The 17,114-nt window shown below is 59.0% G+C and carries 11 protein-coding genes and 3 pseudogenes; 2 read left to right on the top strand and 12 right to left on the bottom strand.

The window, feature by feature from the left end:
• Positions 1-68 precede the first annotated feature (68 nt).
• Positions 69-941 carry a helix-turn-helix domain-containing protein gene (locus APH42_RS17560; protein ID WP_060493882.1) on the top strand — a complete coding sequence of 291 codons (873 nt, stop codon included), beginning with the start codon at positions 69-71 and terminating at the stop codon, positions 939-941.
• A 26-nt stretch (positions 942-967) separates the two neighbouring features.
• Here APH42_RS17560 and APH42_RS17555 read toward each other — a convergent pair whose 3' ends face one another.
• The 12 genes and pseudogenes from APH42_RS17555 to tre1 form a co-directional block, all read right to left on the bottom strand.
• A complete protein-coding gene (locus APH42_RS17555; protein WP_012272386.1) occupies positions 968-1,741 on the bottom strand; it encodes an IclR family transcriptional regulator in 774 nt (257 codons plus the stop codon).
• 65 nt (positions 1,742-1,806) lie between these two features.
• A complete protein-coding gene (locus APH42_RS17550; RefSeq protein WP_060493881.1) occupies positions 1,807-3,264 on the bottom strand; it encodes an amidase in 1,458 nt (485 codons plus the stop codon).
• Complete coding sequence (locus tag APH42_RS17545) at positions 3,261-4,571, bottom strand: citrate-proton symporter (RefSeq protein WP_012272388.1); 1,311 nt, start codon at positions 4,569-4,571, stop codon at positions 3,261-3,263. Before APH42_RS17545 ends, APH42_RS17550 begins: the two co-directional genes overlap by 4 nt.
• Before the next feature lie 83 nt (positions 4,572-4,654).
• The gene (locus APH42_RS17540; protein WP_012272389.1) at positions 4,655-5,830 is read right to left on the bottom strand and encodes a M20 aminoacylase family protein; all 1,176 of its coding nucleotides are present in this window, start codon (positions 5,828-5,830) and stop codon (positions 4,655-4,657) included.
• A 197-nt stretch (positions 5,831-6,027) separates the two neighbouring features.
• Positions 6,028-6,579: pseudogene (locus APH42_RS17535) on the bottom strand (hypothetical protein); the annotation flags it as partial.
• A 705-nt stretch (positions 6,580-7,284) separates the two neighbouring features.
• Positions 7,285-8,404: pseudogene (locus APH42_RS17525) on the bottom strand (type IV secretion protein Rhs); the annotation flags it as partial.
• Positions 8,405-8,578: 174 nt separating this feature from the next.
• Positions 8,579-9,298, bottom strand: coding sequence for a hypothetical protein (locus APH42_RS17520; RefSeq protein ID WP_012272390.1), 720 nt, complete (start codon positions 9,296-9,298; stop codon positions 8,579-8,581).
• Between the two features lie 11 nt (positions 9,299-9,309).
• A complete protein-coding gene (locus tag APH42_RS29280; RefSeq protein ID WP_082421418.1) occupies positions 9,310-10,530 on the bottom strand; it encodes a PAAR domain-containing protein in 1,221 nt (406 codons plus the stop codon).
• Positions 10,527-11,120, bottom strand: a complete 594-nt coding sequence (locus APH42_RS17515) for a DcrB-related protein (RefSeq protein WP_060493879.1) — start codon at positions 11,118-11,120, stop codon at positions 10,527-10,529. Before APH42_RS17515 ends, APH42_RS29280 begins: the two co-directional genes overlap by 4 nt.
• A 21-nt stretch (positions 11,121-11,141) precedes the next feature.
• A complete protein-coding gene (gene tssI, locus APH42_RS17510) occupies positions 11,142-12,983 on the bottom strand; it encodes a type VI secretion system tip protein VgrG (RefSeq protein WP_060493878.1) in 1,842 nt (613 codons plus the stop codon).
• Between the two features lie 192 nt (positions 12,984-13,175).
• Complete coding sequence (gene tri1, locus APH42_RS17505) at positions 13,176-14,291, bottom strand: ADP-ribosylarginine hydrolase Tri1 (RefSeq protein WP_060493877.1); 1,116 nt, start codon at positions 14,289-14,291, stop codon at positions 13,176-13,178.
• The gene (gene tre1, locus APH42_RS17500; RefSeq protein WP_060493876.1) at positions 14,288-15,775 is read right to left on the bottom strand and encodes an NAD(+)--protein-arginine ADP-ribosyltransferase Tre1; all 1,488 of its coding nucleotides are present in this window, start codon (positions 15,773-15,775) and stop codon (positions 14,288-14,290) included. Before tre1 ends, tri1 begins: the two co-directional genes overlap by 4 nt.
• A gap of 907 nt (positions 15,776-16,682) precedes the next feature.
• On the opposite strand from tre1, the pseudogene APH42_RS17495 reads away from it, so the two are divergent.
• Positions 16,683-17,114 (top strand): annotated as a pseudogene (locus APH42_RS17495) (hypothetical protein); the annotation flags it as partial.

The raw sequence follows: 17,114 nt of genomic DNA, 5'->3' as shown, positions 1-17,114 counted from the left end.
TTGTGCCCTGAAGCCTGCGTACAGCTGTGGCACAGTGATCAGGTACCGAACAGAACAATTACAACAACATGAACAAAATCCCCAATTACGCCCTGTACGGTGAAACCGCACAGCCGGTGTGGCACGAAGCCCTGCACGTGGAGCAGATTTCCCAGCGCTCTGGCGCGCACAACTGGGAAATCGCCGCACACCGTCACGAAGGCTTGCTGCAACTGCTGTACCTGCAAAGCGGTGGCGGAGAAGTGCTGTTCGACAGTGACCGGTTGCAGGTTCATGCGCCTTGCGTGGTGTATGTGCCGGCGCAAGTGGTGCATGGCTTTCATTGGGCCGGCCAGGTCGAGGGCCAGGTGATCACTGCCGCGCAACACCCGCTGGAGAGCATCGCCCAGGTGCTGGCGCCCAACCTGCTGGTGCAACTTCGCAAACCGCAGGTGGTCGCCCTGCCGCAATGGGCCGCTGATGAAGACCCGTTGCTGCCACTGTGCCGGGCCCTGCGCGAGGAATACCACAACCGCGCCCGCGAGCATGTGGCCAGCAGCATGGCGCTATTGCTGACGCTGATGATCCAGGTGCTGCGCCATGAGCCGCACTTGCCCCAGGGAGAGCAGCGCCCGGTGTCCAGGCGCAGCCAGCAGTTGACCGCTTTTCGCGAGCTGGTGGACATGCACTACCGCGCGCACAGGCCACTGGCAGACTACGCCGCCGAACTGGGCATGACCCTGGCGACGTTGGGGCGGTTATGCCAGGAGCACCTGGGCATGACCCCCATGAACGTGATCAATGCCCGCCAGGTGCTGGAGGCCAAGCGCATGCTTGGGCATTCGAGCCTGAGCGTGAAAGAGATCGCCCACGAACTGGGGTTTGCCGATGTGGGGTATTTCAGCCGGTTCTTTCGCAAGCAGGCTGGGGTGAGCCCGAGTGCTTTCCGTGAAGGCCATTGACACCTGCAGGGCCGGTGCAGGAACGATCAAACAGCCAAGGCCCGCTGCACCTCGCCGACGGTGGTCGCCAGGCTGCTCAAGTGTAAATTCAACACCCGCTCCACCGGCGCCTGGTCCAGCGGCCAGTGCAAGGCAATGCTCCCGGCCAGGCGCCCTTCGGCGTGCACCGGCAAAGCAATGGCACGGATCAGGAACGGCAGGCGCACCGGGTACTCCCAGTGCCCCTCGGTCCGCTGACCAAAGCCCTTGTGGGCTTCTTCTTCGATATCGCGCAGCAACGTGTCGTCACCCAGCCGCGCATGGGCCGCCAGGCGCTGCACTTCGTCCTCCGCCAGCTCACCCAGGCAGGCCCGCCCCATCGCCGAATGGAACAGGCTGGCATGGTGCCCGACGATCTGGCAGGTGTGCGGGTAACGCTTGCGCAACACCTGGGGAATGGCGCTTTCCATCACTTCCAGCCGCTGGCCGTCGAAGCACGACAGGTCCGCTACCAGCCCAGTGCGTTCACTCAGCTCCAGCAGCATGGGCGCGGCGCTTTCCACCAGGCGCCGCTTGAAGCGCAACTGGCGGTCACCGAACAGGCGCCGCGCGCACAGCCGGTAGCGCCGGTCGCTCAGGCCACGGTACACCCAGCCTTGCTCCTGCAGGGTGGCAAGCATGCGCGACACCGTGGCCTTGGGCAGCGCCGTCAGGTAATGCAGTTCTTCCAGGCCCAGTGCCTGGTGTTCGCCCAGCAGGTCGACAATGGCCAGCGCCCGCTCCACCGAACGCACGCCGCCGCTGTCTGCCGTGATACCCATGGGTATGACCTCCTTGTAGCGGGATGGTCAGGATAGCCAGCAAGAACCGCGCCTGCCCAGTGCTTTCATGAACCCTGCAGGCATTGTGGCGGGCAACGCTCCACCCAGCGGGTGAGCTGCTCATGGGCATACGCCAGCTGCAACACGGCATGGTCCGCCTGCGCCGGGCCTATGATCTGCAGGCCCATGGGCAGGCCGCCAGCATTGAACCCGACCGGCACGCTGATGCTCGGCAAGCCGGCCAGGGTTGGCCCGATCACCACCTCCATCCAACGGTGATAGGTGTCCATCGCCCGCCCGCCGACCGCCGTCGGCCATGGCTGGCGTGCATCGAAAGGGAACACCTGGGCCGAGGGCAACAGCAGGAAATCGTAACGTTCGAACAGCTTGGCCAAGGCGCGGTACCAATCGCTGCGGTCCAACGAGGCCTGGTACAGCGCCGCCGCACTCATCTGCAAGCCACCTTCCACCTCCCACTGGGCTTCGGGCTTGAGCAGTGCGCGCTTGGCTGGGTCGGCATAGGCCGCGCCGAGGTTGCCGTGCACCAGGAAGTGGCGATGGCTCAGCCAGCATTGCCACAAGCGTGCCAGGTCGAATGCCGGCTGGCAGGCCTCGACCTGGCAGCCCAGTTCGGTAAAGTCGGCCAGCGCCGACTCGCACAGGCTCATCACCCCGTCATCCATCGGCAGGTAACCGTTGTAGTCGCCCAGCCAGCCGACCCGCACACCTCGGAAGTCGCGCTGCAAGGCGTCGGTGAAATCGCGCCGGCCTTCGCTTAACGACAGCGGCACCCGCGCGTCGACGCCAGCCTGTATCGACAACAACCGCGCCACATCGACCACACTGCGGCCCATCGGCCCCTCGGTGGCCAGCTGCTGCACGAACAACTCCGGCGCCGGCCCATGCGGCACCCGGCCTTGTGACGGGCGCAGGCCGAACACGTTGTTGAACGCCGCCGGGTTGCGCAGCGAGCCCATCATGTCGCTGCCGTCGGCCACCGGCAGCAAGCGCATGGCCAGTGCCGCAGCCGCCCCGCCGCTGCTGCCACCGGCCACCCGCCCTGAGTCGTAGGCATTGGTAGTGGTGCCAAACAGGCTGTTGTAGGTTTGCGAGCCGAGGCCGAACTCAGGCACGTTGCTCTTGCCCACGATCAGCGCCCCGCTAGCCCGCACCCGCGCCACGCTGATCGCATCCTGCTCGGGCACCTGCTCGGCGAACAGCGGCGAACCCAGGGTGGTGCGCAGCCCGGCGGTGGCGGCCAGGTCCTTGATCGCCTGCGGCATGCCATGCATCCAGCCGCGCGAGTGGCCACGGGCACGTTCGCGGTCGCGCTCGTCGGCCTCGGCCAGCAGCACCTCGGCCGGGCGCAGCGACACCAGCGCATTGACCTGCGGGTTGAAGCGTTCGATATGCGCAAGGTAAGCCTGCATCACCTCCCGGCACGACAGCTGGCCGCCATGAATGGCCTGGGACAATGCCTCTGCATCGAGGGCAACGATGGGATCGATGGCTAGCGGCTTCACGGTTTTACTCCAAGGTTGAAAGTGGCAGGCTGGCCCGCCCGGGGTGCTTCTTTCAGGCAGTAGGTAGCCAACAGCGTCAGCAGGCAGGCGAACAGCACGTAGAACGATGGCGCCACCGGGGTGCCCAGCACTTTGCTCAGCCAGGTCACAATCAACGGGGCAAAGCCGCCGAACACCATTACCGCTACGTTATAGGCCACCGACACGCCAGTGGAACGCACCTCGACCGGGAACTGCTCGGCCAAGGCGGTAGGTGCCGGGCCAAAGAAGCCGCCAATGGCGGTGCACAGCAGCAGTTGCATGACCAGCAGCCGCTCCACGGAGGGCGCGGCGGCCACCCACACATACAGCGGGTAGACCATCACGAAGAACGCCAGGGTGAAGGCCATCAGCACCGGGCGCCGACCCAACCGGTCAGACAGCGCGCCAGACAACGGAATCACCACGGTCATCAGCCCGACCGCGAGCATCTGTACCAGCAGCACCTGGTCCAGCGGCAGCCCAAGGTTTTTGTGGGCGAAGGTCGGCATGTTCACCAACACCACGTAGAACGACACCGTCGCGCCACAGGCCAGGCCCATCGACACCAGCAGGCTACGCCGATGTTCACGCAGTACCTGCCACAGGCTGGGCGACTGCCCCTTGGCCTGGCGGCGCGCCTCGACGAACTCCTCGGGCTCTTCCATGTGTTTGCGAATCCACAGCCCCACCGGGCCGATCAGCAGGCCCAGCACGAAGGGAATACGCCAGCCCCAGCTGTCCAGCGCTTCAGGCGTGCACAGGTGAGTAACCAGGGCCACCATGGCCGCGCCGGAGAACACCGCCAGGCACTGCCCTACCAATTGCCACGAGCCATAAAGCCCCTTGCGGTGGGCCGGCGCGCTTTCCACCAGAAACGCCGTAGCGCTGGCATACTCGCCACCCGTGGCAAAGCCCTGCAGCATGCGCGCGACCACGATCAACAGCGGCGCCGCCATGCCGATGGCCAGGTAGTCGGGGGCAAAGGCGATCATCGCGATCGACACGGTCATCAGGCGGATGATCATCTGCATGGCCGCCTTGCGGCCCTTGCGATCGGAATACATGCCCAACAACACGCCACCCACCGGGCGCATGAAAAAGCCGACGCCGAAGGTGGCCAAGGCCATCAGCAGCGAAGCGTATTCATCGTCGGACGGGAAAAACTGCCGGGCAATGATGCTGGCCAAAAAGCCGTACACGATAAAGTCATACCATTCCAGGGCATTGCCGATAACGGCGGCGACCACTTGCCGGGTACGCGACACGCCGGTGCTCGAAGTCTGCATAGGGAACACTCCACACAATGATTGGGTGATCGCCCAGGCGCGGTCGCGCCCAGGTTCCAGCGGCAGTCGTCAAAAAAGGCCGATCAGGCGGGCGCGAGCCAGCGCTCTGCCAGCGCGCCCCAGTAGGCGGCGCCGGTCAGCAGAATGTCGTCGTTGAAGTCATAGGCCGGGTTGTGCACCATCGGCCGCGATACCCCATTGCCAATGAACAGGTAGGCGCCCGGGCAGCGCTGCAGCATCCAGGCGAAGTCTTCGCTGCCCATCAGCTTGCGGGTGTTGCCATCCACCGCCTCGGCACCGAGCAGCTCTACCCCTACCTGCGTGGCGAAGGCATTTTCCGCTGCATGGTTGACCAGCACCGGGTAAGCCGGGCGGTGTTCGATGCTGGCGCGGCAGCCAAAGCTTTCGGCCTGGCTGACGATGATCGCCCGCACCCGTTCCAGGGTCTGCGCCCGTACTTCGGCGTTCAGCGCGCGCAGGCTCAGGCGCAGTAGCGCCTGTTGCGGGATCACGTTGGCCGCTTCGCCAGCCTGCAACGCACCGACGGTGACCACCGCCGCCTCCTGCGCATCGATATTGCGCGCCACCACGGTTTGCAGCGCCATCACCACACTGGCCGCTGCCACCAGCGGGTCGACGGTCAGGTGCGGCATCGAGCCATGGCCGCCCACCCCGTCGAGGGTCACCGTGAGCAGGTCTTGCGAGGCCATCATCGGCCCCTCGCGAAAGCCAAGGTGCCCGGCCGGCAGCCCAGGCATGTTGTGCATGCCGAACAGTGCATCGCAGGGGAAGCGTTCCAGCAGGCCGTCGGCCAGCATTGCCTCGGCGCCACCCTGGCCCTCTTCGGCCGGCTGGAAGATCAGCGTCAGCGTGCCGTCGAACTGCCGGGTCGCCGCCAGGTAGCGCGCCGCGCCCAGCAGCATGGTGGTGTGCCCGTCATGGCCACAGGCGTGCATGCAGCCTTGATGCTGGCTGCTGTAGGCCGCGCCCGTTGCTTCGTGGATGGGCAACGCGTCCATGTCGGCGCGCAGGCCCAGGCGGCGTGGGCTGCTGCCATTGCGCAGCACGCCGACCACTCCGGTTTTGCCGATGCCGGTGTGTACTTCATAGCCCCATTCCAGGAGCAGCCGGGCGACCAGCGCCGAAGTGCGGCTTTCTTCGAACCCCAGTTCCGGGTGGGCATGGATATCGTGACGGATCGCGTGCAGGTCGCTGGCCACATCGTTCAGCCAGGCCAGAATGTGCTGATGTCGGGACATGTAGAGTCTCCTCGCGCGGGTGGTTTCCCGTTCTTGTTGTTCGCCTTGAGGTCACGACGGGTGAGGCAGGTCGTGCTTGGCTGACAGATAAGCGCGAGTGACGAGGGATAACAAACGAATGTGGTTCCACCCAGCGGAACCAGTCGCGGAGGCGGGAAGTGGTGTGAGCAATGGAGTGGTCAAATTTCCGGGGCTTAGTAGCTGAAACACCGGGGCAGGTTGTCCACCCGCACCTCTTCGCTCAGCCGGTCCGACACGTCGTAGGCAAAGCTGTAGGTGGCGTTGTTCTCGTTGACCAGTGCGGTCAGGCGGACGGCCTTGTCGTACTCGTCCTGCTAACGCTCCACCTGGGCCAGGGTGTTCCACCACAGGTGCTTGGACTTGTCGGTCGCATCGATGATGGTGTGTGGCAGGCCGTCGTCGCTGTTCAGGTACTCGGTGATCTGGCCCAGTGCATCGATTTCGGCGAGCAGGTTGCCCTTGTCGTCGTAGCGTGCCTGCCAGGTGCTGCTATCCAGATAACTGACCTTGGTCACCAGCGTGGTCAGGTGGTGATAGTCATAGGCAGTCTTGCACCCCAACGGGTCGCCGTTATGATTTATCACGGCGGTCAGCTGGCCGTGTTCGTAGTAGAGATACTGCGCGAGTGTCTCGACCGCCTCATTGTTGACCAGCCGTTTGATGTCGGTCAGGCGCCCCTGCGGGTTGTCATAATGCAGGTGCGCACGGAGGCCGCCGGTAGCGCTTAACCTTGGGTTCCACCTTGAGTAGGTGTGGTTCATGGCTCGCACTAAATATTTTCGCAAAATAACTAAAAATTACGCCCGAAAGTTCTCGTTTGACTCTGAATTCTCCAAAAATATTGACATCCACGAATCCATTACATCCCAAACATCGATTCCTTTCGTAGGAGTATCTGGCTTTTCATGCCACCAAATAAACGCCTCACCCTTAAATGCCCCCTCACCTATAGCCAAGTAATCACCAGCCCCGCTAGAAAATACGCCTAACATATCGGGAAGCGCTGGATACTCTTCGTCACACAGGTCCTTTATTTGAACGAAATCCTCCAGTCTCGATGGACCCATGGTACAACCGATGTAAAAACCAAAGCCATTATGCAGCTTTGAGTAAAACTGCTTAAAATCCGCAGGCAGGTCAGGACAGTCATCTAAACTCGAACTTTCAATACCTACTGGAGCGCCCCCCATATAGAAGCACAAATCACCACCATCGACGTAAACATACATAAGATACGGCTTATCACTTACGGCCAAAACAGTGCCTAGCACGCACTTATCAAGCCACGCGCTTACCCATGGTAACTTTTCAGAAAAATCGACCCACTCCGCCGGGATATGTTTTTTTTCATCATCTAAAAAACCAAAGCCAAGCCACTGCTTGGGAAATTTTACTTCAAGGGGCACGTCACAAGATGCGAAATACACATCATAGCCATTTAACTCAGTCACAATACGCTGCTTTAAAGACTCAGACCAATTCATTCCCACCCTCCTTAACAGTTTGCCATTGACCAGCGTCTCCGCTCGCACCAGCCGGTTTTCGCAGTCATAGCTGAAATACTGCAACTTGCTGTGCCCCGAGCGCTTCTCGATCAGGTTGCCCCACGGGTCGTAGCGGTACTCCTGATCGCGCCACTGCCTGATCCGGTTGTCCTTGACCTTGTCAAACTGCCGCGCAGAAGTCCAGGCGGTTCGCCGCCGCGTCATAACGAAACTCTTCACTGCCGATCAGTGAACCGGTATCGCGGCTGCGCAACTGGCCGTTGGCTTCGTACTCGTACTTGATCTCGCCATGCAGTTTGTCGAGCGTGCGCACCAGTTCTCCTGCTGGGTCGTACTGGTAACGCCGGTGGATCGGGTTATACGCGTGCTCCACCAGCAGCGACGTATTGATGCCGGTGTTGTGTACCTGGGAAAGCTTGTCAGCGGGTAGCGTCGAGGCAAACTGCCAGGCCTTGCGCCCCATGGTGTCATAACCAAAGCAACTGGTGAGCTTGCCCTGGGTGCGGTACACCTCGCGATGCAGGTCGTCACGCTCCATGTCGCTGATCACCTGGCCGTCCAGGTTCAACTGGTGCAGATGCCCGCTGCCGTAATACAGGTGGTTGACCTGACGGCCATCTGGCAGGGTCAGCGTGGTCAGGTTGCTGAGTGGGTCGTACGCATAGCCGAGCGTGCCGTCGGGCGTAATCTCTTGGGTCAGCCTGCCCAGCAGATCGTAGGCATATTCAAGCTTTTCCTCAGTCACCCCAAGCTGCTTGCCGACAGTGCTGGGCTTGCGCTCGATGCTCAATAAACGGTCGCCATCGTCATAGGTGAACTGCTGCTGGGTGTCGCGATTGAGCTTGCTGATCAAGCGGCCGATAGCATCGCGCTCGAACAGCGTGTGACGCTCTGGACCTTCAGCGTTTTCGCCATAGCCAATCTCATCCAGCCGCGTGAGGTGGCCGCCAACGTTGTAGCTGAAACGCCGGGTCAGGTTATCCACCCGCACCTCTTCGCTCAGCCGGTCCGACACGTCGTAGGCAAAGCTGTAGGTGGCGTTGTCTTCTTAGACCAGTGCGATCAGGCCCAAGGCATTGGCGAGTTTTCGGCTGTTGATGACAACGCTGGGTGAGACCTTGGTAATTGCCCCAGTAGAGGTCGCATCGAACTTAAAGCAAACGAGTCAACTAGAGTGGGAATACCCACCCCAGAATTCGGCCAAATCGAACATCAACACTGATCAAGCGAAAGCGAAAATTTTAACTTCATCAAGCAGACCTTTAATTGGCAATGGCTGCTCATCCTTTCTATCTCTAATCAAGACATACTCACCTTCGCCGGGAGAGATAATCTCAATGATTTCATCGGACCAATTAGTCACTTCAATAAAACCACTAGAAACTCCGTTAAGAGCGTCAATTTCCCTCAATAAATCTAGCCACTTGAGGAATGCCCCGGCCTCATCGGTACCACCACCGGTTTTGGGATTATCAAAATAAACCCGAAGTTTAGGGCAAGGCTGCCTCTGCCAATTTAATGTTGGCACGTAATGCAGACGCAACTCTTTGAACTCTTCAACAGTCTCGCGCCCGGAAAATTCGCACCTAAAGATTGGCAAGCATAAAAAAAGATCATCTCTAACCACCCCATCATTACCTTTCAGGTAACCATGGAAATTGCTAGGAACAACGATTACATGAGTGAAGCCTCTTTCAGATGAGCACAACTCAAATATTGAGGGAGATACTCGACTTACCTCTGGCGCAATAGAATTTAAAACATTGAGCGCTAGCGAATCTTTTATCTCGTCTTGAGAAACAACAATCAAATCTAGATCATCGGATGATTTTAACCAATAATTGTATGTATAATCCCGCATTTCATCCTGAAAAAAGCAAACGCCACCAACAAGATCTCTAACGGAATCGTATTCTTCAAGTAGATCATTTCGTGATATCATAGCAATATGCCTCACTCGTAGTTTGGACCAACGTCTTGCCTATATCTAACCCCGCTAGCCCCCATCTTGGCACCCTCGGAACTGTTAGCGGAGCGTAACTTCAGGCTCATATTGCCGGTATCATTATAGAAGTCATTTCTCTCAGCTCGAGTTGAATTATAGCCGACTTCATTCCAATGCTCAACAACAGGTTTGTTATGCTCTATGGTCAACCTCGGGTCGTTCCTGTATACCTTATCACCATCCGCAGTCATTACTTTTCCAGCATGTTTTCCACTTTGGATTGTATTAGCATCTAAAACTTCTTCTTTTACACCTGCTCGATAGCCACTGGGGTATTCTGTCTTCCTATTAAGCCTGGCGCCATCTGTTGACTTTATAAATCTACCATCTGGCCCACGCACAGGCCTGGACATGGGTGGAGCTTCAACATCTGGCTTAGATCTAGGAACAATTTTTACATTTCCTAAGTTTGAGCCAAAGCCTTGGACTTTAATTTCATAGCGAGCATCAAACGCCTTCCCGCCCTTGGCGCCGATCCCCCCTCCAAGCAGAGCACCACCAAACGCCATCAACTTCTGGCCGTCGGAGCCCTCTCCAAACAGCTCGCCGCCGGCCCAATGCCCTGCCATGCCACCCGCTATACCACCCACCAACCCTGCGACCACCAAAACAGGACTTGCCAGCACAAATGCACTTGCCAGTCCCACCCCCATGACTGCACGCTCCAACCAGACAGGGACCTCCGGGTCAATGGCATCCGTCGTCTCGGTGCCCCCACCTATATATACATTGGGAGAGCCCGCACTTATTTTCGCGTCGCAAACTGTTCTGTCACCTACTCGAGCCGCAGGCTGACCATTTATATATACCGAATCGCTGCCCTGAGCTAATATCTTAGGGATCCCGGGATGATCAGAGCACTCGGCATCATCCAGATGCGCCCTCGCAGCAGGTTTCCCATTTATATAAACGTTGCCCGACCCTGATCGTATTTGTCCCGTTTCACTACAGGCGAACGATAAGCTACCAATCAGTTGACCAATTCCAGCGCCAGTAGCGGCTCCCGCGCCCACCATCGCAGCGAGGGCTACCGCCCCAAGCCCGCCGGTACCAACCACGGCAATACCGATGAGCACTGCACCTGCACCAATCGCCAAACCAGCAAGTAGTCCGCCTAAGGCGCTAGAGTGCTCGATTGGATCGTCTAATCTCGCGGCAGCCGCAGTCATGCCGACTCGACCTGTTGAACATCCCCCTCTCTCGTAGGCGGAATGCGCAATTGAAGACTATCAACTAAAGTATTGAAAGCACTACGCTCATCTTCTGTCATGCCTTTGGCATTGTTACTCGTACCGGTAATCTGCATGAGCAAAGGGCGCTTGTGCTCATCGTGATGCAGAAAAATCAGCTGTACTTGATGAACCGGTTGGCCTTGTTGCCGCCAGCGAAACTCTACACGCCGCGCCTCCAACCCAGCCACCTCTACCGGGGTAACCGGCTCGATCCACTGAACATGGGACAACGTCTTTTTCAATTCACCCAGCAGTTGTTGTGCAAGCGTCTCCAAGTCTGCATCCTGCTCCGCAGGCGAACGCCCAACAACGAGCGAGAACGGGCTTGGCCCTATATCCGTCAATGTAAAAACATGAAAAGTCTTGTCTTTTAAGTTCTCTGGACGAACGAAGCTCAATTCATTTGTAAGAAAGCGCTCCGGCGGAGGAGGTTCTACATTGAGAGCGCCCTCTTCCAGACGCTCACGTTCAACGCGCTCTTCGCGCTCGCGTCGCTCAGCTAATCGGTCGTAGATATTACCGCGCATGGGACCTTTCCTTGTCGCTAATCAAGACTTGTTCAGATTAATTATCGTGCTGCCTGCAACGTCCACAGTGATACCTGACAGGGTAATCGTGCCATCCGAATTCATCTCCAGCTTGCTGTTTCCGACCTCAAGCGTAATAGACGTTGCCGCCTTAATTTTCACCGCCCCTTGATCCACGGTCACAAAGTACGACCCCTCTTCCACCGCAATGCTGGTTTCCAGCTTGATCGTCTCGGAATGCTTACCTTCGACATTGATCGTTCGATTGCCACCCACCTTGAGACTCTCATCTGCCTCAACCTCGGTATCCAGGTTGCGCTCAGCATGCATGATGATTTGCTCGGCGCCGGCCTTGTCTTCGAAGCGGAAGAAGTTGGCATTCGACCCTTTGCCTTTGGTAGAGCGCGTCAGGAACCCACTCTGGGTCTTGTTCGCCGGCAGTGCCCACGGCGGGGTGTTGCTGCTGTTGTACAGGCTGCCCATGATCAACGGGCGGTCCGGGTTGCCGTCGAGGAACACCACCACCACTTCATCGCCCACGCGCGGGATCTGGATACTGCCGAAGCCGCCACTGGCACCGGATTGGGCGACGCGTACCCAGCACGAACTGTGGTCGTTGTGCTGGCCTTTACGGTCCCAGTGAAACTGGATTTTCACCCGGCCCAGTTCGTCGGTGAATATCTCTTCGCCGGGTGGGCCAACGATGATGGCCGTCTGCGGGCCGGCGATGGTCGGCCGGGGAGTGCTCAGTTGCGGGCGGAACGGGATCTTCTTGCGCACGCAACTGAACGTGTTGAAATAGCTCGCCTGTTGGCCGCTGAGGTAGTTGTTGTGGCCTTCGCTTTCCACGCTCATCAGCAGGAACTGTCGGTCCTCTACGGCGCCTTGATCGTGGCTGTAGTGCTGCAGCAGTTCGAAGGTATAGCCGGGCTTCATGGCGCGGCAATTACTGGCGCCTTCGAACTTTTTGCCGCGCAGCTCCAGCGCTTCGATACGTAAGCGCAGCAGGGTTTCGCCTTCATCGTAGGTGCCGTGGGTGTACTGACCGGGGAAGTCGTAGATCTCGAAGTTCTCGACATCGCCCTGCTTGTTCACGCTGTTCAGCGCCACCGGCAGGCGGTTGTTGGGCTGGCGGTAATCGAAGGTCTGCGTGGCCATCCTGCCGGACTGCAGCTGGCGGTTGCCGCTCCACTGGGTGATGGAGTCGGCGGTCTCGGTAACCGAGGCGCTGTGGAAACGGATTTGCGGCTGCTCGGGGATGTCCACCAGTGTGCTGGAGTCATCGCAGATGATCATGGTGTGGCCTTCTGCGGTGTGCTCGAAGTAATAGAACATCCCCTCTTCCTCCAGCAGGCGCTGGACGAAATTGAAGTCGGTTTCGCGGTACTGGGTGATGTAGGTGTAGCGCTTCTGCGGGCGGGTCAGGCGGAACTCGTGGCGGGAGAAAGCCGGACACAGGGCGAATACTTCGGTGACCACTTCCTCGACCGTGTTGCCTTGGAAGATCCGCGTGTCGAAGCGGTTCTTCAGCATCGAAAACCAGGGGTTGAGGGTGGCGGTGTAACGGGCCATGCCGCCATCGCTGCCAATGCTGGCAAAGCGCGTAAGGTAACCGGTGATGTGGCGTGGAGCACCTTCGGCCAACTCGATCTCGATGCTCACGTGCTGGCCCATCATGGATTTAAGCGGCACGCCAGAGTCTTCGCAGATCAGCAGCAGTTCGTAGTTGAACGCCCGCGAAAGGCCCTCGACGCCCTTGAAGGTTTCCAGCAACAGTTCCTGCTCAGGGTTGGCCAGGTTGTGAAACTTGAACAGCCGGCGGTTCTGCGGCGATAGCAGCGCGGAGGCCAGTTCCATGATCATGCGAAATCTCCTTGAAAACAGGGCCAGCACGCGCTTGCGATGCTTAGCTACAACTTTGTTCATGCGGGATGCCAGGTAGGCGCACCGCGATTTCATGCGACCGACAGCAGCCGAAAAAGTGCCGCGGCGCGTTGACAGAAACGCGACAACTGTCACGCTTTTGCACGTCAGGGCAATTTCCTGAGCCTGCCGTTATCGCTTCCCGTACAACAGTGCATCCAGTTCATCCACCTGCGGTGCGCGGTCGAACAGTTCCTGTGCCAGCTTCTGGATATGCTGCGACCAGGCGACCTTCTCCACCCACTCCGGTGGCATGCCTGACACACCGTACAGCGCGCCAGCCAGCTGGCCGGCTGTGGCCGCGACGCTGTCAGCATCATCGGCAAGGTTGGCGGCCAGAAGAATCGCGTCATGGAAGTTGTTGGTGTTCCATACAGCCCACAGGGCTGCCTCCAGCGTGTCGACCACGTAACCAGAAGAGCGGATCTGATCACGACTCTTCTGTTTGTACTCGCCAGCATTGATGATCATCGGGCGCGGACGCAGCGAGCGCACCGCAGGTGCAAGGGTTTCTTCCTTGTCTGCACCGTTCAGTGCCAGATGCAGTTGTGCGGCGAGCAACTGGCAACAGTTCACCGCTTCATCGGCGTTATGGGTCACGCTGCTCTGCGTGACGCTTTCCCACCAACTCGCAGACAGTGAATGTCGACGAAAGATGGCCGTGGGCGCGAGGCGTATGATCGAGCCATTACCTGCAGTGGACGGGTCGTAGTTGCCTTGCCAACCGATGCCTTCGCGCAACCAGCCTTCAAGCGCGTTACGTGTAGCGTTGCCTATGTCGAAACAACGGCCATTGACACTGTTTTCCCCGTGTCGATACCAACGCACCAAGGCATTTGCGTAGGTGGCGTAGTCGAACTTGCCCTGGCTTACATACGTATCCGCCAAGCAAAGCGCCATGCTGGTGTCATCGGTCCACTCGCCAGCAGCAAGCCTGAACGGCCCGCCTCCGACCATGTCGTTCACGTGTTCCCGGTCGCGCGGCAGGAACTCGAGCGTGGTGCCTACCGCATCGCCAATGGCCAGGCCCAGCAACGCGCCTTTGGCGCGGTCCAGTGCCTGTTCTGGCGTCAAGGTACAGGCCCTGGACTGCAACCAGCGCGGCTTGCTCGCCGGCTCTGCTGGGGCGTCTGCCCGCACGTTGTAGTCCATCCTCTGCTGCAGCTGCCGGGAGGGCTCTGGCGACAGGTGCGCGTAGCGCTCGACGTAGTCGGACAGCAATGCGTTTGGGCTTCTTAGATCGATCATGGGATTTCTTTGAGAATAAATTGAGTGACGGAGCCATTGTCGACCCTGTCGACAACATTGAAGCGCGTGCCTGGCCCAAACAATACCTCAGCTTCCCTGTGGCCAGACAGAAAGCTGATATCTTTGCCAGTCACGCCCTGCAAGGTCATCTTCACATTACCGTTGAATGCCAGGGCCCGGTCTGCAGAAGTACTCAGGAACGCTGCATCAGTGGTTGGCAGGCCGACTTGCATCCTCGACAGGACATCCTCCGGCAACGTAGTACCACGGAAGGTATCCCCCAACGTGTAGGACGGTAGCTTTGCGAGGCCTTCGTTGGCATGCGTGACGAAGGCCTCCATCTGCGGGCTAAGCGGGGTCTGCCCGCGCAGCGCCGGGTTGATCCACTGATAGCCTTCGTTGGTGGTGTAGCCATGCAGCGCGCCGATCTGATCGTCCGTGAGCAAGGCTGAACGCTTAGGGTCGGTGAAGTCGGCGATGCGCCTGCCCGTGGATATCCAGCGGTCTGCAGTCTGACTACCCACGGCCTCTTGCAAAGACATGACTGCCGGTTTTGCTACAGGCTTCGGTGCCGAGGCTTTTTCCGGTTGACGAGCGGGCTGCAGCGGCTCAGGTTTCTTGAGGGGGGTGGGGCCCTTGATCTGCAGGTCTGGGTGAGCCAGCAGCTTGGCTTCGTTCTTGGCAAGCCAGGCACCAAACTGCTTGTTGGCAATGTCGGCCTGCAGCTTGGCACTGCGCGTGGCAATGTTCTCCATGCTGCCCATGATGCCGGCCTTCATCTGTCCGCGCAGCAGGTAGGTGACGATGGCCATCAGTAACAACAACACCAGCTGTTCCTGCCCGCGGGCCAGCTGCCGCGCGGCGCGTTCGGTTCGCTCCTGGATAACGGCCACCGACCCTCCAGTAGGGTCCAGCCCGGCAGGCTTGACGCCTTCTTCGGCATTCCAGGCCGTAGCGATACCCTCCTGAAGAGTGGCCAGGCAAACCGGCAGCCCTTTGATGAAGTATTCGGCGATCGCCGACAGGCCCAACGCAAGAAGGATCAGGTTACCGACCTCCAGACCGATGCCCGCCCCTGCCACGGCGCCGGGCGCCGCGCCGACGCCAAAGGCCAAAGCACCGATCGCACCGCCTGCAGCAGAGCCCACGGCAATACTCCCACCGAGGATCATCGACACTTCCTTCACCAGTTGCAGCAGCACCGGCAAAATCTGTTCGATACCGATCGAAGCCCATTTGCGCTTGAGGTCTTCCTGGAAGATCGGATACGACATCGCCAGTGCCTGTTGCACATTGTCGATGCGATGGCCACCCAGGTAGCCATAGGCTTGGCCGGCGCCATCACTAACGCGCCGAGAGAAACCGTGCCAGCTGTCATTGGCGCTCTGCAGCCCCTGGTGGATGCTCTGGTTCACCGCGCTGAATTTCTGATCGAGGCTGCGCTCGATGTCACTCCAGCTAGGGACGTTAGCTAAAAGGTCCATTTTCTAGATCACAGTCCGTTGAAGAATGGCGTAATTGACACACACCTTGGCGAGCCTGAAGGAAACACAACTGAGCCAACTGATAGCGTATGCCTGCTACGCGAAGTCTGCCGCGTGAGCACCGATTCGAGGGCGTCCGTAATCATGTCAATGCATCCTGCATCAAGCTGGAAATCGCCCAATGAAAACGTGCTTGACAGAGGCTGTCAAATGATGGCCTTGCGCTATAGGGCCATGGAGCTAACGTCAAAATGCCTTTACCAAATGGCGTATTACGGGTTGTTGGAGCAGTAGACGCGTCCGCGATTAAGTAAGTCGGATTGTGTCCGTTGGGTTGGAGAACGCGTATTACGTGGCCATTCAGTCCGGTCGCGGCGTGAAGATCCAACGCCCCGATTGAATGTCGCCGCACAGCCTCGACAGCTATGAACGCCTCTCGCCTCTAGTTCAACAGGTTGACGGGCGATAGCATCCCTTCACAGGTGCCTCTGGCCACGCCATATTCCGTCGCACTGCCATCATTCCACCTTGCCTTGTCATCACCCCGCCAAGCACTCGGTCGCCGCAAAAAATGGGACCTGATTCACTTTTTGAAAAATATTTTTGCCGCTAATTTTCATCGATATCCGGCCCCACTCGCCCCCCTGATTTAGGGCTTGAACCGCCGTTTTCCGCGCCCAGGACACCCCGCCAATATCACAGCGCCATTATTGCGCCGCATCACAATACGGGCAATAAATCGCCCCCCTCGCCGGAACTTCTTGTGCAGCGAGGTGCCCTACTCGGCATTGCTGGCAACACAATATTCATGTGCCAGCACTCAAATTTACCGCCGCCGAAGGCTCTATTTCAGGTCCGCGCCATTGGCGTTTCAGGACGATCAAGCAGGCACATGGACGATGCACCGATGACCCAGACATTCGATGTCGAAGCACTGATCAAGCTGCGTAGCCAGACGCGGGCGATCTCCGATGCGCTGAAGGCGCAGGCGGCGGATTACCTTGCCACCGTGGCGCCGCTGATCCGTCCACAAACCCTGTTTGGCGAATACTTGCAAGGCGCCCAGCGCAGCAGCGGGCGCGAAACGCAGGGCCATTTCCAGTCCCTGATCGAACTCTTCGATCGCATCGGCTCGGCCGCGCCGTTTCAGCTGGTCAACGAACTGGAAGTGCCGCTAAACCTGATTAGCACTACCCCCGAACTGTTCCCGCTGGAGTACGACAAGGCCCTCGCACAGAGCGGCCAGGTCATCCGCATCACCAGCCCGACACGCTGGGTGGTGGGCTTCCACACCTTCGAACTGGCGCGGTTTCGCAACGTCATCAAAGACCCCAACCGC

This window comes from Pseudomonas sp. NBRC 111140 (genome assembly GCF_001320885.1).
Taxonomy (GTDB): domain Bacteria; phylum Pseudomonadota; class Gammaproteobacteria; order Pseudomonadales; family Pseudomonadaceae; genus Aquipseudomonas; species Aquipseudomonas putida_P.
This window is presented reverse-complemented; position numbering and strand designations above follow the sequence as displayed.

What these genes read in the sequence shown, in the direction of transcription:
- tri1 (WP_060493877.1), bottom strand. Translation starts at nt 14,291, where the DNA reads ATGATCGATCTAAGAAGCCCAAACGCATTGCTGTCCGACTACGTCGAG.
- APH42_RS29280 (WP_082421418.1), bottom strand. Translation starts at nt 10,530, where the DNA reads ATGACTGCGGCTGCCGCGAGATTAGACGATCCAATCGAGCACTCTAGC.
- APH42_RS17515 (WP_060493879.1), bottom strand. Translation starts at nt 11,120, where the DNA reads ATGCGCGGTAATATCTACGACCGATTAGCTGAGCGACGCGAGCGCGAA.
- APH42_RS17555 (WP_012272386.1), bottom strand. Translation starts at nt 1,741, where the DNA reads ATGGGTATCACGGCAGACAGCGGCGGCGTGCGTTCGGTGGAGCGGGCG.
- tre1 (WP_060493876.1), bottom strand. Translation starts at nt 15,775, where the DNA reads ATGGACCTTTTAGCTAACGTCCCTAGCTGGAGTGACATCGAGCGCAGC.
- APH42_RS17545 (WP_012272388.1), bottom strand. Translation starts at nt 4,571, where the DNA reads ATGCAGACTTCGAGCACCGGCGTGTCGCGTACCCGGCAAGTGGTCGCC.
- APH42_RS17540 (WP_012272389.1), bottom strand. Translation starts at nt 5,830, where the DNA reads ATGTCCCGACATCAGCACATTCTGGCCTGGCTGAACGATGTGGCCAGC.
- APH42_RS17520 (WP_012272390.1), bottom strand. Translation starts at nt 9,298, where the DNA reads ATGATATCACGAAATGATCTACTTGAAGAATACGATTCCGTTAGAGAT.
- APH42_RS17560 (WP_060493882.1), top strand. Translation starts at nt 69, where the DNA reads ATGAACAAAATCCCCAATTACGCCCTGTACGGTGAAACCGCACAGCCG.
- tssI (WP_060493878.1), bottom strand. Translation starts at nt 12,983, where the DNA reads ATGATCATGGAACTGGCCTCCGCGCTGCTATCGCCGCAGAACCGCCGG.